The 19,520-nt window shown below is 60.6% G+C and carries 20 protein-coding genes; 16 read left to right on the forward strand and 4 right to left on the reverse strand.

Annotation, left to right across the window (positions count from 1 at the left end):
• Positions 1-65: 65 nt before the first annotated feature.
• The 8 genes from ACXAH0_RS00545 (at position 66) to eda (ending at position 9,797) form a co-directional block, all read left to right on the forward strand.
• Positions 66-1,388, forward strand: a complete 1,323-nt coding sequence (locus ACXAH0_RS00545; protein WP_475188293.1) for an ROK family transcriptional regulator — start codon at positions 66-68, stop codon at positions 1,386-1,388.
• Between the two features lie 24 nt (positions 1,389-1,412).
• Positions 1,413-2,429 carry a substrate-binding domain-containing protein gene (locus ACXAH0_RS00550; RefSeq protein ID WP_475172724.1) on the forward strand — a complete coding sequence of 339 codons (1,017 nt, stop codon included), beginning with the start codon at positions 1,413-1,415 and terminating at the stop codon, positions 2,427-2,429.
• Positions 2,430-2,607: 178 nt separating this feature from the next.
• Positions 2,608-3,696, forward strand: a complete 1,089-nt coding sequence (locus ACXAH0_RS00555; protein WP_475188294.1) for an ABC transporter permease — start codon at positions 2,608-2,610, stop codon at positions 3,694-3,696.
• Complete coding sequence (locus tag ACXAH0_RS00560) at positions 3,672-4,469, forward strand: ATP-binding cassette domain-containing protein (protein WP_475172720.1); 798 nt, start codon at positions 3,672-3,674, stop codon at positions 4,467-4,469. Before ACXAH0_RS00555 ends, ACXAH0_RS00560 begins: the two co-directional genes overlap by 25 nt.
• 40 nt (positions 4,470-4,509) lie before the next feature.
• The gene (locus ACXAH0_RS00565; protein ID WP_475188297.1) at positions 4,510-5,457 is read left to right on the forward strand and encodes a carbohydrate kinase family protein; all 948 of its coding nucleotides are present in this window, start codon (positions 4,510-4,512) and stop codon (positions 5,455-5,457) included.
• A 95-nt stretch (positions 5,458-5,552) separates the two neighbouring features.
• A complete protein-coding gene (gene zwf, locus ACXAH0_RS00570) occupies positions 5,553-7,028 on the forward strand; it encodes a glucose-6-phosphate dehydrogenase (RefSeq protein ID WP_475188299.1) in 1,476 nt (491 codons plus the stop codon).
• Between the two features lie 143 nt (positions 7,029-7,171).
• Positions 7,172-8,992, forward strand: coding sequence for a phosphogluconate dehydratase (gene edd / locus ACXAH0_RS00575; protein ID WP_475188300.1), 1,821 nt, complete (start codon positions 7,172-7,174; stop codon positions 8,990-8,992).
• A 166-nt stretch (positions 8,993-9,158) separates the two neighbouring features.
• On the forward strand, positions 9,159-9,797 hold the full coding sequence (gene eda / locus ACXAH0_RS00580) for a bifunctional 4-hydroxy-2-oxoglutarate aldolase/2-dehydro-3-deoxy-phosphogluconate aldolase (protein ID WP_475172714.1): 639 nt from the start codon (positions 9,159-9,161) through the stop codon (positions 9,795-9,797).
• A 28-nt stretch (positions 9,798-9,825) separates the two neighbouring features.
• Here the strand turns inward: eda and ACXAH0_RS00585 are convergent, their stop codons facing one another.
• Positions 9,826-10,392 carry a PilZ domain-containing protein gene (locus tag ACXAH0_RS00585; RefSeq protein ID WP_475172712.1) on the reverse strand — a complete coding sequence of 189 codons (567 nt, stop codon included), beginning with the start codon at positions 10,390-10,392 and terminating at the stop codon, positions 9,826-9,828.
• Positions 10,393-10,703: 311 nt separating this feature from the next.
• Between ACXAH0_RS00585 and pgi the strand changes: the two genes are divergently transcribed.
• The 5 genes from pgi (at position 10,704) to ACXAH0_RS00610 (ending at position 14,084) form a co-directional block, all read left to right on the forward strand.
• Positions 10,704-12,326 (forward strand): glucose-6-phosphate isomerase, encoded by a 1,623-nt coding sequence (gene pgi / locus ACXAH0_RS00590; RefSeq protein ID WP_475172709.1) that lies wholly within the window; start codon positions 10,704-10,706, stop codon positions 12,324-12,326.
• Between the two features lie 242 nt (positions 12,327-12,568).
• On the forward strand, positions 12,569-12,838 hold the full coding sequence (locus ACXAH0_RS00595; RefSeq protein ID WP_475172708.1) for a glycine zipper domain-containing protein: 270 nt from the start codon (positions 12,569-12,571) through the stop codon (positions 12,836-12,838).
• A 93-nt stretch (positions 12,839-12,931) separates the two neighbouring features.
• The gene (locus tag ACXAH0_RS00600) at positions 12,932-13,201 is read left to right on the forward strand and encodes a lipoprotein (RefSeq protein ID WP_475172706.1); all 270 of its coding nucleotides are present in this window, start codon (positions 12,932-12,934) and stop codon (positions 13,199-13,201) included.
• Positions 13,202-13,449: 248 nt separating this feature from the next.
• Complete coding sequence (locus tag ACXAH0_RS00605; RefSeq protein WP_475172705.1) at positions 13,450-13,665, forward strand: bacteriocin; 216 nt, start codon at positions 13,450-13,452, stop codon at positions 13,663-13,665.
• A 146-nt stretch (positions 13,666-13,811) separates the two neighbouring features.
• A complete protein-coding gene (locus ACXAH0_RS00610; protein WP_475172703.1) occupies positions 13,812-14,084 on the forward strand; it encodes a hypothetical protein in 273 nt (90 codons plus the stop codon).
• A gap of 251 nt (positions 14,085-14,335) precedes the next feature.
• Here ACXAH0_RS00610 and ald read toward each other — a convergent pair whose 3' ends face one another.
• A complete protein-coding gene (ald, locus tag ACXAH0_RS00615; RefSeq protein ID WP_475188302.1) occupies positions 14,336-15,475 on the reverse strand; it encodes an alanine dehydrogenase in 1,140 nt (379 codons plus the stop codon).
• 183 nt (positions 15,476-15,658) lie between these two features.
• Between ald and ACXAH0_RS00620 the strand changes: the two genes are divergently transcribed.
• The 3 genes from ACXAH0_RS00620 (at position 15,659) to ACXAH0_RS00630 (ending at position 17,887) form a co-directional block, all read left to right on the forward strand.
• A complete protein-coding gene (locus ACXAH0_RS00620; RefSeq protein ID WP_475173007.1) occupies positions 15,659-16,129 on the forward strand; it encodes an Lrp/AsnC family transcriptional regulator in 471 nt (156 codons plus the stop codon).
• A 151-nt stretch (positions 16,130-16,280) separates the two neighbouring features.
• Positions 16,281-17,162, forward strand: coding sequence for an SMP-30/gluconolactonase/LRE family protein (locus ACXAH0_RS00625; protein WP_475188305.1), 882 nt, complete (start codon positions 16,281-16,283; stop codon positions 17,160-17,162).
• A gap of 215 nt (positions 17,163-17,377) precedes the next feature.
• Positions 17,378-17,887 (forward strand): hypothetical protein, encoded by a 510-nt coding sequence (locus ACXAH0_RS00630; protein ID WP_475188307.1) that lies wholly within the window; start codon positions 17,378-17,380, stop codon positions 17,885-17,887.
• 55 nt (positions 17,888-17,942) lie between these two features.
• On the opposite strand, the gene ACXAH0_RS00635 is transcribed toward ACXAH0_RS00630, so the two are convergent.
• Complete coding sequence (locus ACXAH0_RS00635; protein ID WP_475188310.1) at positions 17,943-18,527, reverse strand: hypothetical protein; 585 nt, start codon at positions 18,525-18,527, stop codon at positions 17,943-17,945.
• A gap of 89 nt (positions 18,528-18,616) precedes the next feature.
• Positions 18,617-19,465: an oxygen-dependent tRNA uridine(34) hydroxylase TrhO gene (gene trhO / locus ACXAH0_RS00640; RefSeq protein WP_475188311.1), complete on the reverse strand. Its 849-nt coding sequence runs from the start codon at positions 19,463-19,465 to the stop codon at positions 18,617-18,619.
• Between the last annotated feature and the right edge of the window lie 55 nt (positions 19,466-19,520).

Below are 19,520 nucleotides of genomic sequence, written 5' to 3' on the forward strand. Positions count from 1 at the left end.
CCATAATTAATTATTTTGTATCTGCTGAATGGGCGCGGCGGAGAGCTTTGGGAGGAGCTATCACATTGGAGGACAACCGCACATCCGGCCGGGGGTCGAATTCAGCCCAGTTGCGGCGCTATAATGAGCGCATTGTTTTACAAATCCTGCGCCGTGCCGGCGAAGCGTCCAAGGCAGAACTTGCCCGGGCGGTCCAGCTCACGAATGCTGCCATTGGCGCCATCATTCAGGATCTCATCGAAGAAGGCCTTATCTTTGAAGCCGGAAAGCGCCATGACGGCAGCCGGGGCCAGCCCGCCACGATCCTCAAACTTGCTCATGACGGCGCCTATTCTTTCGGGGTCCGGCTGGACCGGACTGCTCTGGAAACGGTGCTGATGGATTTTTCCGGCCAGATCATCGACCGGCGCGTCCACGACATGATCCTGCCTGCACCGGACAAAACCCTGAACCTTCTGGCTCAGGACCTTGAAGACCTGAAAGGCCAGCTGAGCGCGGACAGCCAGTCCCGGATCACCGGGATCGGTGTTGCCCAGCCTTTCAACCTCGGCGCCTGGCTGCATGAGCTTGGCCTGCCGCAAGCCGACTTCGTGCAATGGGAAGACTACGACATTTCCGAAGATCTGGAAGCGGCAACGGGCCTGCCGGTCTTCCGCGAAAATGACGGCACCGCAGCCGCCGTTGCGGAGCTCTTTTACGGACACGGCCGCCAGAACGACAATTTCCTCTACATGTTTCTGGGCCCCGCCATTGGCGGCGGTCTTGTCCTGAAGGGGGATGTGGTCGGCGGCACGCTCGGCAATGCAGGGGACGTGGCCATGATCCCGGTGCCGCCCAGCAGTCTGGCCACCTCCCCGGAACCGAAAAACCCATGGGACCTGTTGATCACGCGGGCGTCGCTCGTGTCGCTTGCACGGCATCTGTCCCCGGAGAATTTCGCCAAGCTAAGCCGCGCCGATCTCCAGCATGCGGCCGACACAAACGACCCGAAATACCACGAATGGCTGCGCGACTGCGTTTCGGCGCTGACCCTTGCCGTGCGCACGGCCTATGCACTGATCGATATTCCGATGATCGTGGTCGACAGCGATCTGCGGGGCACTTTTCCGGAAACCTTCCGCGAAGCCTTGCAGACAGATGTGGAACGCGCGGCGCCGGAAAAAAGGATTTCGCCACGCATTGAAACCGGGAGTTTCGGTCACGATGCGGGCGCCATCGGTGCGGCAAGCCTGCCGCAATTTTTCAACTTCTCACCCAGGGCCGCCATTTTGACCGGCGGCCGCGAAAAAGGACCTGCTGGGGCTGGCACTTCGGAGGACCGAGCCAGCTTTCCGGCAAGAGCAGCACGGTTGGGGTCACATCTGGCCGCACCCGACCGTACCGATTGACATAAGGCCAGGGAGGTAACACACATGATCCGCAAACTACTCGCGACTGGTTCAGTTCTTGCCGCCATGGCGGCATCACCTGCAGCTGCCGCCGACATTTCCGCCTGCCTCATCACGAAAACGGATACCAACCCTTTCTTCGTGAAAATGAAGGAAGGCGCTTCAGCCAAGGCCGCCGAACTCGGCATCGAGCTGAAATCCTATGCCGGCAAGGTCGACGGCGATCATGAAACCCAGGTGGCAGCCATTGAAACCTGCATCGCTGACGGTGCAAAGGGCATCCTGCTGACCGCATCCGACACATCATCGATTGTGCCAGCCGTGCAGCAGGCCCGCGACAACGGTCTTCTGGTGATTGCCCTCGATACGCCACTGAGCCCGATTGACGCGGCCGACGCGACCTTTGCGACCGACAATTTCCTGGCCGGTGAGCTGATCGGCAAATGGGCTGCCGCCACATTGGGCGATGACGCGGCCGACGCCAAGATCGCAATGCTGGATCTTGCCATCAGCCAGCCAACAGTTGGCGTGCTGCGCGACCAGGGCTTCCTGAAGGGCTTCGGCATTGATCTTGGCGACCCGAACAAATGGGGCGATGAGACCGATGCGCGCATCGTCGGCAATGACGTTACGGCCGGCAACGAAGAAGGCGGCCGTAAGGCCATGGAAAACCTTCTGGCCAAGGACCCGTTCATTAATGTGGTCTACACGATCAATGAACCGGCGGCGGCAGGTGCTTATGAAGCGCTCAAGGCGATTGGCCGGGAAAGTGACGTGCTGATCGTCTCGGTCGATGGCGGCTGCCCGGGCATCCAGAACGTCAAGGATGGCGTCATTGGCGCGACCTCCCAGCAATATCCGCTGCTGATGGCCTCCCTCGGCATCGAAGCCATCAAGGCCTGGGCCGACAGCGGCACCAAGCCGGAACCGACCCCGGGCAAGAACTTCTTCGACACGGGCGTATCCCTGGTGACCGACAAGCCGGTCGACGGGGTTGAGTCCATCGACACCGCCAAGGGCACGGATCTTTGCTGGGGCTAAGGCCCGCATCCGGTCAAACACCTGAAGGGGCATGGGCAACCTTGCCCCTTTTTGGAGCCGCTCAAGGGTCCGGAACCGCGCTTTGCCAAAGCAGCGCCTGACGCCGGACCGCTGACGCCTTTGCCAGTCTTCAACTTTGAAAAAACGCATCCAACACCGCACCAACGGGAACACGGGCATGACCTCAGACAGCAGACCCTCCGGCGGGCCGGCGGATTTCGAAGCCGCCGCTGCGTCCAGTCCGCAGGCAGTCGCCTCCTTTGAAGATGACCAACACGGGTTCGGGCACAGGATCCAGCACACGCTACACCTGCACCCGTTTCTGGTGCCGCTGATCGTTCTGGTTCTCTCCATTGCCGTTTTCGGAGCGTTGCTCGGATCGAAATTCTTCTCCCCCTTCGCCATGACGCTGATCCTGCAGCAAGTCCAGATCGTCGGGGTTCTGGCCGCCGCCCAGAGCCTTGTCATCCTGACCGCCGGGATCGACCTGTCCGTCGGGGCGATTGCGGTGCTGACCTCGGTCATCATGGGCCAGTTTACCTTCCGCTATGGCCTGCCTGCTCCGGTTGCCGTTGCCTGTGGCCTGATCGCTGGAACGCTGATCGGGGCCGGATCCGGCTGGCTGGTGGCCAAGGTCAAGCTGCCCCCGTTCATCGTTACTCTCGGCATGTGGCAGATCGTGCTTGCCGCCAACTATATCTATTCGCAAAACGAAACGATCCGCTCTCAAGACATTGAGGCCAACGCCCCCTTCCTGCATCTCTTCGGCACCAAGTTCCAAATTTGGGGCGCCACCTTCACCATGGGGGTTGTCTTCATGTGTGTGCTCGTGGTCGTGCTTGCCTATATCCTGCGCCAGACCGCATGGGGACGGCATGTCTATGCGGTCGGGGATGACCCGGAAGCTGCCAAGCTGGCGGGCGTCAACACCAACCGGACCATCATTCAGGTCTATGCGCTGGTCGGGCTTATCTGCGCCTTTGCCGGCTGGGTCATGATCGGCCGGTTCGGCTCCGTGTCCCCATCTGCGACCACCGGCGTCATTGGCAACATCCAGGCCATCACTGCCGTCGTGATCGGCGGCATCTCTCTCTTTGGCGGCCGCGGTTCCATTCTCGGAGCGTTTTTCGGCGCCCTCATTGTGGGCGTTTTCGAACTGGGCCTCAGAATGGCCGGGGCAGACCCGCAATGGACCTTCATGCTGATTGGCGTCCTTATCATCGCGGCGACAACGGTCGACCAATGGATCAGAAAGGTATCGGTCTGATGGAACCTGTCTTGCAAGCGCGCAAACTGGTCAAGCGCTACGGCCGTGTGGTGGCCATGGACCATGCCGATTTCGAGCTCTATCCCGGTGAAATCCTCGCCGTGATCGGCGACAACGGGGCCGGCAAGTCCACCCTGATCAAGGCCCTGAGCGGTGCGGTCATTCCCGATGAGGGCGAGATTCTGCTGGATGGCAAGCCGGTGCAGTTCGCCTCGCCGATCCAGGCCCGCGATGCAGGAATCGAAACGGTCTACCAGACCCTGGCCATGTCCCCTGCCCTGTCAATCGCCGACAATATGTTCATGGGCCGCGAATTGCGCAAGCCGGGCTTCATGGGCGCCTGGTTCCGCCAGCTGGACCGGCGCAAGATGGAGGAGATTGCCCGGCAGAAGCTGAGCGATCTCGGCCTGCTGACCATCCAGAACATCAACCAGGCGGTGGAAACCCTGTCGGGGGGCCAGCGCCAGGGCGTTGCCGTGGCGCGTGCGGCCGCATTCGGCTCCAAGGTGGTGATCATGGACGAGCCGACGGCCGCCCTGGGTGTCAAGGAAAGCCGCCGGGTGCTCGATCTGATCAACGACGTGAAGGCCCGCGGCCTGCCAATCGTTCTGATCAGTCACAACATGCCTCACGTGTTTGAGGTGGCCGACCGCATTCACATTCACCGGCTCGGCCGCCGCGCCTGCGTGATCAAACCATCCGACTTCACCATGTCCGATGCGGTGGCGATCATGACCGGGGCCATGGAACCGCCGGACAGCCTGGCGGCCTGATCCGCTCCAACCTCCCTCAAGACAGAAAGTCCGGCCTCTCATGTTCCTGATCTGCGGCGAAGCCCTTTATGACCTGTTCGGCGGTGACGGTGCTGAAGACGGCGTCTCCTTTGATGCCCGCATCGGCGGCTCGCCGTTCAACGTGGCTATGGGGCTGGCCCGGCTCGGGGAAGAGGCCGCCTTTTTTGGCGGCATTTCAAGGGACGCACTTGGCGAGCGGCTGGTTGCCAAATTCCGCAAGGAAGGCGTTTCAGATGCGTTCATCCTGCGCACAGACTATCTGACCACGCTCAGCCTGGTGCAAAAGGATGCCAGGGGCCAGCCCGCCTATACGTTCTACGGGGCCAATGCCGCCGACCGGATGGTGACGCCCGCCGACCTGCCGGTTTTCAGCACCCCGCCAGGCTTTCTCCATATCGGTTCCTATACGGCCCTGGTGGAGCCGGTGGCCGGCGCGCTCAAGGCCCTGATCGAACGCGAGCACGCCCAAACACTTATTTCCTTTGATCCGAACATTCGCCCGACCGTTGAACCGGACATGGAATTGTGGCACCGCAACACAGAAGCGCTGATCCCCCTGACCGACATCGTCAAAGTGAGCGATGAAGACCTTCATCTGCTTGCCCCGGACGCCTCGCCCGATACGATTGCCCGCCGCTGGCTGAGCCTCGGAGCGAGCCTTGTCATCGTCACCCGGGGCGGCGACGGCGCCACCGCCTATGCCGCCGGACTTCAGACAACCTGCCCGGGAACAAGAGTCTCGCTGGAAGATACGGTTGGCGCCGGAGACACCTTTCAGGCCGCGCTTTTGGCCGGTTTGAAAAAACTTGGTGCGACAGACAGAAATTCGCTCAGCACTCTTGACGAAACACGCCTCAATCGCCTTCTTGAGTTCGCCGTCGCAGCCGCCGGGATCACCTGTTCGCGCAGAGGAGCCGACCTGCCGCGGCTCGGTGAACTCGAAAAAGAGTGGTCAGCGCTTCAATGAAGGGCTGACAACAGAATTAAATCGATTTAAAACCCCGTCAGAACGGCCGGTCTTCGGCAGTGCGGTAGAACGGCTCATTGTTGGAAGGATGTCTTATGGCGGTACGCGTCATTGAAGTTCAGGAATTTGACCTGGTGGTGTTCGGCGCCTCCGGCGACTTGGCGCACCGCAAACTTCTGCCGGCTCTTTACCACCGCGATGCTGACGGGCAGATGCCCGAAGAGGCCCGCATTATTTGCAGCGCGCGCCGTGATTATTCCGACGATGACTACCGGGACTGGGCCCGAAAGGCGCTTGAGGAACATGTCAATGATCTGGATGACAGCCATCTGACCCGGTTCCTGAAACGCCTGCGCTACGTGAAGATCGATATTGCCACCGGCGAAGGCTTTGAAACCCTCAAGACCGTTCTGGACGAACGCGACGGCGTGATCCGGGCCTTCTATCTGGCTGTCGGCCCAGACCTCTTCGGCACGATCTGCGAGAATCTGGGCAAGATCGGTGTCGTCAATGACTGCGCCCGTGTCGTCATGGAAAAGCCCATCGGCAAGGACGGTGCGTCCGCCAAAGCCCTCAACGACACGGTCGGGGCGGTGTTCAAGGAACATCAGATCTTCCGGATCGACCACTATCTGGGCAAGGAAACCGTTCAGAACCTGATGGCCCTGCGCTTTGCCAATGCACTTTTTGAACCGCTCTGGAATGCGGCCCATATCGACCATGTCCAGATCACGGTGGCCGAGTCTCTCGGGGTCGGCGGCCGCGCCGGCTATTATGATACCGCCGGGGCTCTGCGCGATATGATCCAGAACCACCTGTTGCAGCTGCTCTGCCTGGTGGCCATGGAGCCACCCGAATCCATGAATGCGGACAGTGTGCGCGACGAAAAGCTGAAAGTGCTGAAAGCGCTCGCCCCGATCACTGCGGACAATGCGGACAAGCTGACCGTACGCGGCCAGTACCGGGCCGGAGCGTCGGCCGGGGGCGCCGTGCCCGGATATCTGGATGAGCTGGGCAATTCGGACAGCCGCACGGAAACCTTTGTTGCGCTGAAAGCAGAAATCGCCAACTGGCGCTGGTCCGGCGTGCCGTTTTACCTGCGTACCGGCAAACGTCTGGCGCAGCGAGTGTCGGAAATCGTTGTCCAGTTCCGCCCGATCCCCCATTCCATCTTTGGCACGGAAGCTGGTAAGATCACCGCCAACCGGCTGCTGATCCGCCTTCAGCCAGATGAGGGCGTGCAGATGCAGATCATGATCAAGGACCCAGGCCCCGGCGGCATGCGCCTGCGCCAGGTGCCGCTTGACATGAGCTTTGCCGAGGCCTTCAAGGTGCGCAATCCGGATGCCTATGAGCGTCTGATCATGGATGTCATCCGGGGCAACCAGACCCTGTTCATGCGCCGGGATGAAGTGGATGCGGCCTGGGCCTGGATCGATCCGATCCAGGCGGCCTGGGCCGCCTCCAAGGACACCCCTAAAGGCTATACCGCCGGAACATGGGGCCCGTCCGCCTCCATCGCCCTGGTGGAGCGGGATGGCCGCACCTGGGCGGAAGACGACGGCGATTGAGAACAAGACTCAAGAGCGGGCCACAGGACAATGTCCTGTGCGCTGCCTGTCACCTAAATCGATTAACATAACCCCGGGCCTGAACACCCGAAGAGTTTGGCCTCCCCCACCCAGCCGGAACCGGCCAGGAAAGGACCCGAAGCATGACAATTCAGGATCGCATTGGCGAGGTGACAGACCGGATCGTCAAACGCAGCCATGACAGCCGCTCGCACTATCTTGAGCGCATCGGCAAGGCGGCCGACCAAGGCCCGCAGCGCTCGCGCCTGTCCTGCGGCAATCTCGCCCACGGTTTTGCCGCCTGCGGCCTGTCCGACAAACAGGCCCTGTCCGGAGATGTGGTGGCCAATCTGGGGATCATCACCGCCTATAACGACATGCTGTCGGCCCACCAGCCTTACGAAACCTATCCGGATCTGATCCGCACGGCCGCCCATGAGATCGGTGCGGTCGCCCAGGTGGCCGGGGGCGTCCCGGCCATGTGCGATGGTGTTACCCAGGGACAGGACGGCATGGAACTATCGCTGTTTTCCCGCGACGTGATCGCCATGGCGGCCGCCGTCGGCCTCTCCCATCAGATGTTTGACGCAGCGGTTTTCTTAGGCATTTGCGACAAGATCGTGCCCGGCCTTGCCATTGCCGCCCTGTCCTTCGGCCATCTTCCGGCTGTCTTCGTGCCTGCCGGTCCGATGACCACGGGCATTTCCAATGACGACAAGGCCAAGGTGCGCCAGCTGTATGCGGAAGGCAAAGTCGGCCGGGACGCACTGCTGGAAAGCGAATCCAAGGCCTATCACTCCCCCGGCACCTGCACATTCTACGGCACGGCCAATTCCAACCAGATGCTGATGGAAATCATGGGCCTGCACATGCCCGGCGCCTCCTTCGTCAATCCGGGCACGCCTTTGCGCGATGCCTTGACCAAGGAAGCGGCCAAACGGGCCCTTGCCATTTCGGCCCTGGGCAACAACTACACCCCGGCCGGGGAAGTGATCGACGAAAAGGCCATCGTCAACGGCGTGGTTGGCCTGCATGCCACCGGCGGCTCTACCAACCACACCATGCATCTGGTGGCCATTGCCGCAGCCGCCGGCATCAAGCTGACCTGGACCGACATATCCGACCTGTCAGATGTGGTGCCTTTGCTCGCCCGGGTCTATCCCAACGGCAAGGCGGATGTGAACCACTTCCAGGCGGCCGGCGGGCTGGCCTTCCTGATCCGCGAACTCCTGTCTCACGGCTATCTGCATCAGGACGTCAAGACGGTCTATGGCACGGACTTGTCGGGATACACCGTGGAGGCCAAGCTGGATGACACAGGCAACATCCACCGGGAAGATGCACCGGAAAACTCCGGCGACGAGACCGTACTGGCGCCCTTGTCAAAACCGTTCCAGCCGACCGGCGGCCTGAAAATGCTGACCGGGAATTTCGGCAAGGCGGTCATCAAGATTTCAGCGGTTGCCCCGGAGCGGCACATTCTGGAAGCCCCGGCCCGGGTGTTCCACTCCCAGGATGATTTCCTGGCCGCCTTCAACAACAAGGAACTGAAGGGGGACGTGGCTGCTGTTGTACGCTTTCAGGGTCCCAAGGCCATGGGCATGCCGGAGCTGCACAAGCTTACCCCATGCTTGGGCATTCTTCAGGACCGGGGCTACAAGGTGGCCCTCATCACCGACGGGCGTATGTCGGGCGCCTCCGGCAAGGTGCCGGCCGCAATCCATGTGACCCCGGAAGCCGCCAATGGCGGCCCGATCGCAAAGATCCGGGATGGAGACATAATCCGCATTGATGCGGTCAGCGGAGACTTGAGCGTTCTGGTCGACGAAGCCGAGTTCAACGCCCGTCCCGCCGCCACAGCCGACCTGAGCGCCCATCAGGCCGGGGTTGGCCGGGACCTCTTCGCGGCCTTCCGGGCCAATGTCGGCGCCGCCGATACCGGCGCCCATGTGTTCGGCGCCTGAGACCTTGTGATGGCGGGCAGGCCCGGGCCTTCCTGCTGGCGTGAGAGCCCTTTCCCTTTACGCTGCTTCCAGGAAAGGCTCTGCCCTGTTGATTTCCCGCTCGCCAGGCAAAACCGGTCGTCCGGTTTCCCCGGCTTGCTCTGTTGACTGACCTTTGGAGACTTAGATGGCCCAAGACATAGCCAAGATCGAAACCGTCATGTGCGCCGCACCGGTCATTCCGGTGCTGGTGGTGGAAGACCCCAAAAAAGCGGTTCCGATGGCAAAGGCACTGGTGCGCGGCGGCCTGCCGGCCATTGAGATCACCTTGCGCACCCCGCATGCTCTGGAAGCGATTGATGCCGTCAATGAGCATGTGGAAGGGGCGATCGTCGGGGCTGGCACAGTCTTGAACGGCCAGCAATATGATGCTGCCGTCTCCGCCGGAGCCCGGTTCATTGTCTCTCCCGGGGCAACCGAAACCCTGCTGGATGCCGCCGACGATCACAGTGTGCCGCTGCTGCCGGGCGCAGCAACAGCTTCAGAGGTGATGTATCTTCTGGAACGCGGCTATGAGCGGCTGAAATTCTTTCCGGCGGAGCAGGCAGGGGGCGCGTCCTACCTGAAGTCCCTGTCGTCGCCGCTGGCCGCTGCAAAATTCTGTCCGACCGGCGGCGTCAGCCTCAACAAGGCTCCGGACTATCTGGCCTTGCCGAATGTGCTGTGTGTCGGAGGGTCCTGGATCGCAGATGCCAAAGCCATTGCCGCCGAGGACTGGGGCGGCATTGAAGAGCGCGCCAAGGCAGCGGCCGCCCTGAGCGCTTAAGCCGGACATATACGCGCCCGCCTGCGCGTCAGGCGGCGCCTTGCTTTTCGGTTTCTTCCAGGGTGCGGTCCCACAGGAGGCGCAGGCCAGCGGAAGTGTCGTTACGCCATGCGAATTCGGCAACAACCGGTTTTTCGAATTTCGACATTGCCAGCAGGATCTCATCCGGCAGGCTGGTCAGCCCTTCACCCTTGATCTTGCAACCATTATTGGCGGCATCAACGATCACGACCGACAGTTCCGTCAACCCTTCCAGATCGGTGATCTTGGCGGAAATTTTGACATCATTGCGCTTTTCCCGGCGCTTGTCGCTGAACGACGTTTCTGCCGTTGAAAACACAACGGCTGCCTCATTGCCCTTGACCGAGGTCACGAGGGCCTTGGTCAGGCTTCTGGAAGAGGCCAGCTTGATGCCGATATTCTTGTAGAGATCGCCCACATGGTCCGACGTCAGACAGCAGCCCCATCGATTTACATTCGACAAGACTCCCTCAATGGCGGCGAGTGTGTCGAAGTCCACAACAAGCACATCTTCCCGCGCGTCCGGGTTGTCCAGAAGATGAACCAGATTTTCAGGGGTTTTTGATGGGCTCATGAAAAGGTCCTGTCGAGGTCCTGATTGCGTTTATTGTGGCGTTTGTCTTCATCGGCAAAGGGAAACTGATCATCGCTTGAAACCCCTAATATCTTCTCAATTCAATACTGAAAATGCATCAGAATCTTAGGATAGAACCATATGAGGCCGGACATATGACAGACTGCGGACCGGACTTGGCCCATCGGGAATTTCTTCTCCCTTCTGTCCGGCGGCTGTGGTATCTGAAGCCGAGGCTCAAATGCCTTTGGCACCACCTGCCAATAGACGGAAATTCAAGCGGTTATACATAGATTTCAAGGGGACTTTTCATGGCGCATGAAGCAGCATTTGTGTCGCTCAAGCAGGTGGCCGGGCATTTGACCACCACCACCCTCCGGGACCTGTTTGCCAGCGACCCGAACCGGTTTGACCGCTTTTCCGCCAGCCTGGATGATCTGGTTCTCGACTATTCCAAGACCAAGATCGACGCCAAGGCCCTGGCCGGCCTTCTGGACCTTGCCAGAAGCGCCGATGTGGAAGGCCGCCGGGCTGCGATGTTCGCGGGCGAAAAAATCAACGGAACGGAACAGCGTGCCGTGCTGCACACAGCCCTGCGCAATGTGTCCGGCACGCCCGTTCTCGTCGATGGGCAGGATGTCATGCCCGATGTCCGGGCTGTTCTGGACAACATGGCAGCCTTTGCCGAGGCGGTCCGCTCCGGCGACCTGTCCTCCTCGACCGGGGCCCCTTTTACTGACGTGGTCAATATCGGCATTGGCGGCTCGGATCTCGGCCCGGCCATGACCACCCTGGCCCTTGCCCCCTATCACGACGGGCCGGAACTGCATTACGTCTCCAATGTGGATGGCGCTCATATTGCCGATACGCTGGAAAAGCTCGACCCGGCCACCACGCTGGTGATCGTCGCCTCCAAGACGTTCACCACCATTGAGACCATGACCAACGCGGCCACCGCCCGTGCCTGGATTGCGGGAGCATTGGGGGAAGAGGCGGTCGGTACGCATTTTGCGGCCGTTTCAACCGCCCTCGACAAGGTGGCCGCTTTCGGCATCGAGGAAAGCCGTGTCTTTGGCTTCTGGGACTGGGTCGGCGGACGCTATTCGGTCTGGTCAGCCATCGGCCTGCCCCTGATGATCGCAGTTGGCCCGGATGCCTTTAACGACTTTCTGGAGGGAGCCCACGCCCTCGACACCCATTTCCAGACAGCTCCGCTTGAGGAGAATCTGCCGGTTCTGATGGCCTTGATCGGCATTTGGCACCGGGACGTTCTGGGCTATACCGCCCGCGCCGTCCTGCCCTATGACCAGCGCCTGTCCCGCCTGCCCGCCTATCTGCAGCAGCTGGATATGGAATCCAACGGCAAACGGGTGCGTCTCGACGGCAGCCCGGTGGACCAGGAGACGGGACCTCTGGTCTGGGGCGAGCCCGGCACCAACGGCCAGCATGCGTTCTACCAGCTGCTTCACCAGGGAACGACGGTGATCCCGTGCGAGTTTCTGATCGCTGCCAACGGGCATGAGGACGATCTAGCCCATCATCACGATCTTCTGATGGCAAATTGTCTAGCCCAGTCGGAAGCTCTGATGCTTGGCCGGACGCTGGACGAGGCCAAGGCGCTTTTGAGTGCGTCCGGTCTGTCTCAGGAGGACGTGGAGCGCCTGGCCCCGCACAAAGTGTTTCCCGGCGACCGGCCGTCCCTCACCCTTGCCTATGACAAGCTGACCCCGTTCGCACTCGGCCGCCTGATTGCGCTTTATGAACACCGGGTTTTCGTGGAAGGCGCGATCTGGGGAATCAATTCCTTCGACCAATGGGGTGTTGAACTCGGCAAGGAGTTGGCCACTGCGCTTCTGCCCATGGTCAAGGGAGAGATCTCCACGGATGGTAAGGATGCCTCGACCCGCGGATTGCTGTCTGTTCTCAAGGGATAAACCGGCACTGATGCGGACGACGGCGGCCCCTGCATGCTCCCTGCTCGCACCAACGTCATATTTTTGCCCAACGCACACGATCTCTATCGCGGCTCAGATGTCGCCAGGATGAGCCTTTGCAAGGCTGCACGTCGGACTGCGGAAATTGATAGATTGCCCCCGCATTCAAAGCAGCTTAGTCTCGGGCAGACTTTAAACTATTGATCACGCCACGGAAACGGCGTCAAAGGGAGTTACCATTGATGAAGAAGCTTGTTCTGCTTGCAGCACTGGGAGGCGCCCTTGCCGGCTGCCAGTCCGACAGTCAGACGGACCGTGCTCTTATTGGCGGCGGTCTCGGTGCGGCCACCGGTGCGGCCATCGGCGCAGCTGCCACGGGCGACGTCGGCGGCGCCCTTGTCGGCGGTGCAATCGGGGCAGCCGGTGGTGCGGTGGTCGGTGCGGCCACAACTCCGAAAAACTGCGTCGCCTATGACCGATACGGCAACCCCTACCGGGTCGCCTGCCCGTAAGGCCAAACGATACGTTTGAGATGGGCACTGCATATGCTGTGCCCGCCTCGAAAAAGCTTGATCCGGCAACAGGCCGGCAGGATGGATGAGACGATGAAGAAACTTGTATTTGTTGCCGCACTGGCCGCTTTTCTGGCCGGTTGCCAGTCTGACAGCCAAACGGACCGCGCCCTTGTGGGCGGTGGTCTTGGGGCAGCAACTGGCGCCATCATCGGCGCTGCTGCCGGAAACGGGGCCGGACCGGCTCTGGCCGGCGCTGCCATTGGTGCTGCAGGTGGTGCGATTGTCGGGGCCGCTACGACGCCGAAAAACTGCGTCGCCTATGACCGGTACGGCAACCCCTACCGGGTCGCCTGCCCGTAACGCATCTTAAGGGCGTTCAAAACTCTCTGATACAGATTGAAAAGCAGGCCGGATCAAAAAGACCCGACCTGGGCGTGGCTGAGCTGCGTTTAAAAAATGTGCAAAAGGCAATGCTGTCCACAAGGTCAACAAATGCTTAATCAGATTGAAGTAAGCATTGAAATGTTGGTCTCACTCAGAATGTTAGCGCTTCTTCTGGGCCTCTGCGGAGCACATGGGAAGCCTATCGGGTTTCACAGGCGGATAGCATGAAAAAACTTCTTGTGGTGGCCATGACGGCCACACTTCTTGCCGGATGCAGCACCACCCGGCAAACGGACAGGGCCCTGATTGGCGGCGGCATCGGCGCTGCGACCGGCGCGGTTGTCGGGGCGGCGGTCGGAGCTGGCGCAGCCCCGGTTCTGGCCGGTGCAGCCATCGGCGCGGGCGCAGGTGCCATGATCGGGGCCGCAACCACACCGTGACGGTTCGGCCTGCGGGAAATTCAGCTCCGCGGCGCGTCCGGCCTGCATCAACCGGCGGATCGGGTTTGGATAACCCGGGTTTGGTAAGGTTCTGTTAACCATAGATCCGCACCCTTGGACAACTTACTTGATCCAAGGGTCTGCGGATGAAACCGATTCTCACCTTCCCGGTTCTCGCCCTGCTGCTAGCGGGCTGCGTCAACACGGAAAGCCAGCGCGACCGCATGCTGATCGGCGCAGGCCTTGGCGCTGCAACCGGCGCGACTATTGGCGCTGTCGCCGGTTCAACGGTCAACGCGACCCTCGCGGGTGCAGCTCTGGGCGCCGTTGGCGGTGGCCTGGTCGGCGTTGTCACAACACCGCGCAACTGCATTGCCCACGACCAGAACGGCACCCCTTACAAGGTCCGCTGCCCTTAAGGTTTCTTGAGAATCGGACTGTGTTCTTTCCCTGTGAGCGCGGCAGAAGATGTCTGTCTTCCGCTTCCGGGAACAAACCAGTAGAGACGCCGGAGCAACTCCGGCAGATTTGACGCCAGTTTAGAACCTCGTGCGATAAGTCTGCACGAGGTTCTAAACTGGCACTGAAAGGGCTATCCCTGGACCATCTGCTGATCCAAATGACAGCCCTTCCGATATTCGGAATTCACACCATTGCCATTCCCTTGGCCTCAGGCCGCCTGGCTGGTGTCCTTTTGCGACAGCGCCACGGCGGGATCGACATAGTCATATCCGAGCGCCTCGGCGACGGCCTGGCAGGTTACCTGACCGCCAATGACATTGAGGCCCGGAAGGAAATGCGGGTCGTCCAGAAGCGCTTGGCTTGCGCCCTTGTCGGCCAGAGCCAGGGCGAAGGGCAGCGTTGCGTTGTTCAGCGCATAAGTGGAAGTCTTCGGCACGGCGCCCGGCATGTTGGCCACGCAATAATGCACCACCTCGTCGATGATGTAGGTCGGGTCGGAATGGGTGGTCGCCCTGGAGGTTTCAAAGCAGCCGCCTTGGTCAATGGCCACATCCACCAGAACCGACCCTGCTTTCATCCGATTGACCAGATCTCTTGACACCAGCTTGGGCGCTGCTGCCCCGGCCACCAGCACGGCTCCAACCACCATGTCAGCATCCAGAACGTGCTTTTCCAGCGCGGATTTGGTGGAGTAGACGGTTTTCAGCGCCGGACCGAAGGTCTGGGACAGCTGGCCGAGAACAGAGGTGTTCCGATCCAGAACCGTCACATCAGCACCGAGGCCCAGGGCCATGGTGATGGCATGGGAGCCGACAACCCCGCCGCCGATCACGACCACCTTGGCCGGCGCCACACCGGGCACGCCGCCCACAAGCGTTCCGGAACCTCCTTGCGCCTTTTCCAGCGCTTTGGCACCGGCAATCACGGACAGGCGTCCGGCAACCTGGGACATGGGCACCAGCAGCGGCAGGCCGCCCTTGGCGTCGACGACCGTTTCATAGGCAATGCAGGTTGCTCCGGATTTGACCAGATCGGCGGTCTGATCCGCGTCGGGCGCCAGATGCAGATAGGTGAACAGAATGTGGTCCGGGCGCAGCATGGCGCGCTCCACCGCCTGCGGTTCCTTGACCTTCACTATCATCTGCGCTGCATCAAAGACATCCTTCGCAGTTGCGAGAATCTTCGCTCCGGCCGTTTCATAGTCCGCATCGCTTGCGCCAATACCGGCACCGGCATTGGTTTCCACAACCACCTCGTGGCCGTGTGCAATCATCTCATGGACACTGTCCGGCGTCAGGCCGACCCGGTATTCGTGGTTCTTGATTTCCTTCGGCACACCAATGCGCATAACCGTAACTCCTCTGGAAGCGGTTTTGATTGCCCAACAGTCTACCCCCTCGCTGATCGAATGTGCTTGCGTTCCAGGGCTGCGCAGCGCCAACAGGCACAATTTTATTGCGTTGCCTTGATACTTTCTCGCATATATCACCAGAATATAAGGAAACCAGAGCAATATGTGCGGTGCATCATGATGAAACTCGACAGGATCGACCGGAAGATCCTCGACACATTGCAAAAGGACGGGCGCATCGCCAATGCGGATCTGGCCGACAGGGTCGGCCTGTCCGCCTCCGCCTGCCTGCGCCGGGTGCGGGCCTTGGAAGATGCCGGGGTCATCGAGAATTACGTTGCGCTTCTGGACCAGCGCAAACTCGGACGCCGCATGGACGTCTTTGTCGAAATTTCCCTGACCGGGCAGTCCAAGGAAACCCTGGAGAGTTTTGAACGGGCCGTTGCCCGCTCCGGCGAGATCATGGAGTGCTTTCTGATGGCGGGTGATGCGGATTACATCCTGCGCCTGACCGCCGCCGACCCGATTGATTTTGAACGCATCCACCGGGACCACCTGTCCCAGTTGCCCGGGGTCTTGAGAATGAAGTCCTCCTTCGCCATCCGGCCGATCGTCAAACGCACGGCCATCCCGCTGGAAGAGACGCCGTAAGAAGCGGGCCGCCGGCGTTTTCCGGTCCCGCCAACCCGCCCGCGCTGAAGTCTCGACGCCGCAAGCCCGCGCCTATATAGTCCGCTTCCACCCCTGCCGGCGAAAAACGTTTCCGGCACAAATTGCTTGGCCCTTCAAGGAACCTGCCACGGTGTCCCACACGATTACCCGTTTTCTCGACACGACCTATCAGCTGGGCGAAAGCCTGACCTGGGACGACAGACACAACCGGCTGCTCTGGGCAGACATTCAGGGCAGGTCCATCCAGTCCCTCGACTGGGCCAGCCGGACACTCACCAGCTGGTCCTTCGACAATGAGGTCGGCTCATTTGGCCTGACAGAGGATGACCGGCTGATCGTGTGTGTCTGGGACCAGGTGCTCCTGTTCGATCCGGCCAGCGGCGCCAGCGAACCTCTGGCCAGCGTCCAGACGGACCAGCCGCGCACGCGCCTCAATGACGGCAAGGTCGGCCCGGATGGGGCCTTCTGGGTCGGCACCATGGACATCCAGTCCCCGCGCGAGCCGATTGCCGGACTGTACCGGATCGATGGCAGCGGCCGGGTCGAGGAAATCCGGGACGAGCTGTCCTGCTCCAACGGTCTCTCCTGGAGCCCGGATTGCAACTACATGTATCATTCAGATTCCTCCCCCGGCTGGATCGAATGTTACGCCTTTGATGCGGCCACGGGGGCCCTTGGCTCAAAAATGCTGTTTGCCCAGCAGACCAACGAAACCGGCCGTCCGGACGGGGCGACGGTCGATGCGGACGGCAATTACTGGAGTGCGGGCGTATCGGCCGGACTTTTGAACTGTTTCGCCCCGGACGGCAATCTGCTGGCGGCGATCAAAATGCCGGTCGACAAACCGACCATGCCCTGTTTCTGCGGCCCGAAGCTGGATCAGCTTGTCGTCACCAGCATCAAACAGCCCTCGGACCCGACCGCTCTTGAACCGGACACGCTCTCCGGCGGCCTGTTCCTCGTAGAAGGCCATGGCCGGACCGGACTAAAGACGCATAGATTCAAGGTTTAGACCCCGATTTATGCACCCCGGTACAGGCAGAGCGGATGCAGCGACACAGCGGATGCAGCACAGCTCCGCTTGCATGCCTTTGCGTCCGTGACCCTGCCAGACCGCAAATGGTTTGAGCCGACACCGCCATGCCACTTGCAGCAGGCCGCCTTCCAAAAGTAACCTGCCTGGCGGATGATTTTTCAACACGAGACTGAAGCGAGGGGAGCCCCCCTGTGTTCAACACGGTTGCCGATGATTGGGAAGTCCGGTTCAAAACGGCCTCAGCCACCGTCTTGCCGGTTTGGTCACAGACAGCAGAGTTTGAATTCCGCAGCAAAAGCGCCGACTGGACAGGACGGTTCACGTTCTCCGGATTGACGCTTTCCAGAGGATTGAAGCTCAGCAAATACAAGGTTGCGCAAAAGGCAGCGGAAGTATCTGACCGAATCGCTTCGATGAGCACGGACACCGAACAGCTTTACTGGAAATTGCAGGTCAAACAGCCCTTTTGCCTCAACGACATCGACTGGGCACGGGGCATGGTCGCATTCTATTGTGTTGGACTGTTTGAACACGCTTCCCGGGATTCAGGAGGAGAAGACACAGTGCTGCGTTTTCATGCGGCCAGCTTTGAAAAAGGCGACTTGTTTTCCCACCCGGGGTTTGGACTGCCGTTCGATTCCGGGGCGTTCATTCCAAACATAACAAGCACCGCCGGCATATGGCGCATTGCAGAAGCCTGACCCCAAGACACCATTTATACATAGCGTAATTGATGATGACCGGGGCCGTCAGGCCCTACCGGCAACCCCGAAGCTTCACCGGCTGCCAGACGGTGCGGGCCGGTTGCACAAGGACCTTGCGGCTAACGGTCCGGTAGACCGCCGGTTCGCGCACCACATAGCTGGAGGCAGGTTCCACCAGAACCCGTTCTTTCACCAGGCTGTAGACTGCAGGATGGCGGATCTTGATCCGGCCGGCGGGCTGCACCTGAACCTGTTCGCTCACGGTTTGATAGACGGCAGGGTGCTTGACCTTGCACAGGGTCTTGCGCCCCCTGATGATCCGGTATTCCCAGCCAACACTGGCCCGCTGCACCATGACCTGCCGGTGGCGGGTCCGATAGACGGCCGGTGTTGCCCGGTAGCTCACCCGCTCCCGCTTTACCAGAACCTTGCGGGTCTGATATCCATAGACCGCCGGTTTGCGCACCGTGTGGCTGCTTTCAGCCCTGAGCAGCACGCGCTCCTGCACGGTCTTGTAGACCGCAGGCACCGTGGCCTGCTGGTAGCAGGCCAGCGGCTGGCCCCCGGCCCAAACGGAAAATGACGAAAACGGTGTAATTAACAGCGCGCCAAGCGCGCTCCAGAACCTGCGACGCATGACCTTTCCCCCAGTCTGGCGCGGAAAAACTCCGCTACGTCAGCTTAGGGGCAGTGACCCGCACCTGAAAAGCAAAAAGTTAACGCCCGTTAAGACGCAATCTTTTGGGGAGGACACGCGTGTGCGGCCGAAGCACCGGTGCTGTCGCCGCGCGCACCCAGCTCATAATCCGTGTCTTCATTGATAATGTGCCGGGCTTCTTCGGGAACCCATTCGCCCCAGCACGCTTTCAGCTGGTGGTCCACCGACACCCGATCATCGAAGACAAAACACTCGCCTTTCCAAAGGCTCTCCTCTTCGGGCACCTTTTCCAGATAGTTCAAAATGCCGCCTTCCAGATGATAGACATCCTCAAAGCCGTTTTTGAGCATCCAGGCAGTCGCCTTTTCGCAGCGGATGCCGCCTGTGCAGAACATGGCGACCTTCGGCTTTGCCTTCAATGTCTCCTGCCCCTCCACCCAGCCGGGAAACTCCCGGAAAGACTGGGTTTGCGGGTTCAGCGCCTTGTCAAAGGTCCCGAAGGCGAATTCGTAGTCGTTGCGGGTGTCAATCACGACGACATCCGGATCGGAAATCAGGGCGTTCCAGTCTTCCGGTTTGACATATTCCCCGACGGTCTCGTTCGGGTTGATGCCGTCTACCGCCAGCCGGACGATTTCCTGTTTCAGGCGTACTTTCATACGCTTGAACACATGCCGATGGGTCCAAGATTCCTTGTGGGTCAGATCCTTGAGGCGCGGATCGGCGCGCAAATGCGCCAGCACGGTCCGCACACCCTTTTCCGGGCCGCAGATCGTGCCGTTGATGCCCTCCCGGGCCAACAGCAGGCTGCCGCGCACATCCTGCTCGACGCAAAAAGCCTTGAGCGCGCCGCGCATCTCTTCATAGTCGTCCAGCGGCGTGAACAGATATAGGGCCGCGACCAGAAAATCACTCATTGGTTTCGTTCTTTTTCCCGGGCTGTTGGGCTGCCGCTGCATCGAACCAGCCCCG

This window comes from Roseibium sp. AWQ4_290 (assembly GCF_056160985.1).

What these genes read in the sequence shown, in the direction of transcription:
- pgi (WP_475172709.1), top strand. Translation starts at nt 10,704, where the DNA reads ATGGCGCATGAAGCAGCATTTGTGTCGCTCAAGCAGGTGGCCGGGCAT.
- ald (WP_475188302.1), bottom strand. Translation starts at nt 15,475, where the DNA reads ATGCGCATTGGTGTGCCGAAGGAAATCAAGAACCACGAATACCGGGTC.
- ACXAH0_RS00635 (WP_475188310.1), bottom strand. Translation starts at nt 18,527, where the DNA reads ATGCGTCGCAGGTTCTGGAGCGCGCTTGGCGCGCTGTTAATTACACCG.
- ACXAH0_RS00560 (WP_475172720.1), top strand. Translation starts at nt 3,672, where the DNA reads ATGGATCAGAAAGGTATCGGTCTGATGGAACCTGTCTTGCAAGCGCGC.
- ACXAH0_RS00595 (WP_475172708.1), top strand. Translation starts at nt 12,569, where the DNA reads ATGAAGAAGCTTGTTCTGCTTGCAGCACTGGGAGGCGCCCTTGCCGGC.
- ACXAH0_RS00605 (WP_475172705.1), top strand. Translation starts at nt 13,450, where the DNA reads ATGAAAAAACTTCTTGTGGTGGCCATGACGGCCACACTTCTTGCCGGA.
- ACXAH0_RS00620 (WP_475173007.1), top strand. Translation starts at nt 15,659, where the DNA reads ATGAAACTCGACAGGATCGACCGGAAGATCCTCGACACATTGCAAAAG.
- ACXAH0_RS00565 (WP_475188297.1), top strand. Translation starts at nt 4,510, where the DNA reads ATGTTCCTGATCTGCGGCGAAGCCCTTTATGACCTGTTCGGCGGTGAC.
- edd (WP_475188300.1), top strand. Translation starts at nt 7,172, where the DNA reads ATGACAATTCAGGATCGCATTGGCGAGGTGACAGACCGGATCGTCAAA.
- trhO (WP_475188311.1), bottom strand. Translation starts at nt 19,465, where the DNA reads ATGAGTGATTTTCTGGTCGCGGCCCTATATCTGTTCACGCCGCTGGAC.
- ACXAH0_RS00555 (WP_475188294.1), top strand. Translation starts at nt 2,608, where the DNA reads ATGACCTCAGACAGCAGACCCTCCGGCGGGCCGGCGGATTTCGAAGCC.
- ACXAH0_RS00585 (WP_475172712.1), bottom strand. Translation starts at nt 10,392, where the DNA reads ATGAGCCCATCAAAAACCCCTGAAAATCTGGTTCATCTTCTGGACAAC.
- zwf (WP_475188299.1), top strand. Translation starts at nt 5,553, where the DNA reads ATGGCGGTACGCGTCATTGAAGTTCAGGAATTTGACCTGGTGGTGTTC.
- ACXAH0_RS00600 (WP_475172706.1), top strand. Translation starts at nt 12,932, where the DNA reads ATGAAGAAACTTGTATTTGTTGCCGCACTGGCCGCTTTTCTGGCCGGT.
- eda (WP_475172714.1), top strand. Translation starts at nt 9,159, where the DNA reads ATGGCCCAAGACATAGCCAAGATCGAAACCGTCATGTGCGCCGCACCG.
- ACXAH0_RS00610 (WP_475172703.1), top strand. Translation starts at nt 13,812, where the DNA reads ATGAAACCGATTCTCACCTTCCCGGTTCTCGCCCTGCTGCTAGCGGGC.
- ACXAH0_RS00550 (WP_475172724.1), top strand. Translation starts at nt 1,413, where the DNA reads ATGATCCGCAAACTACTCGCGACTGGTTCAGTTCTTGCCGCCATGGCG.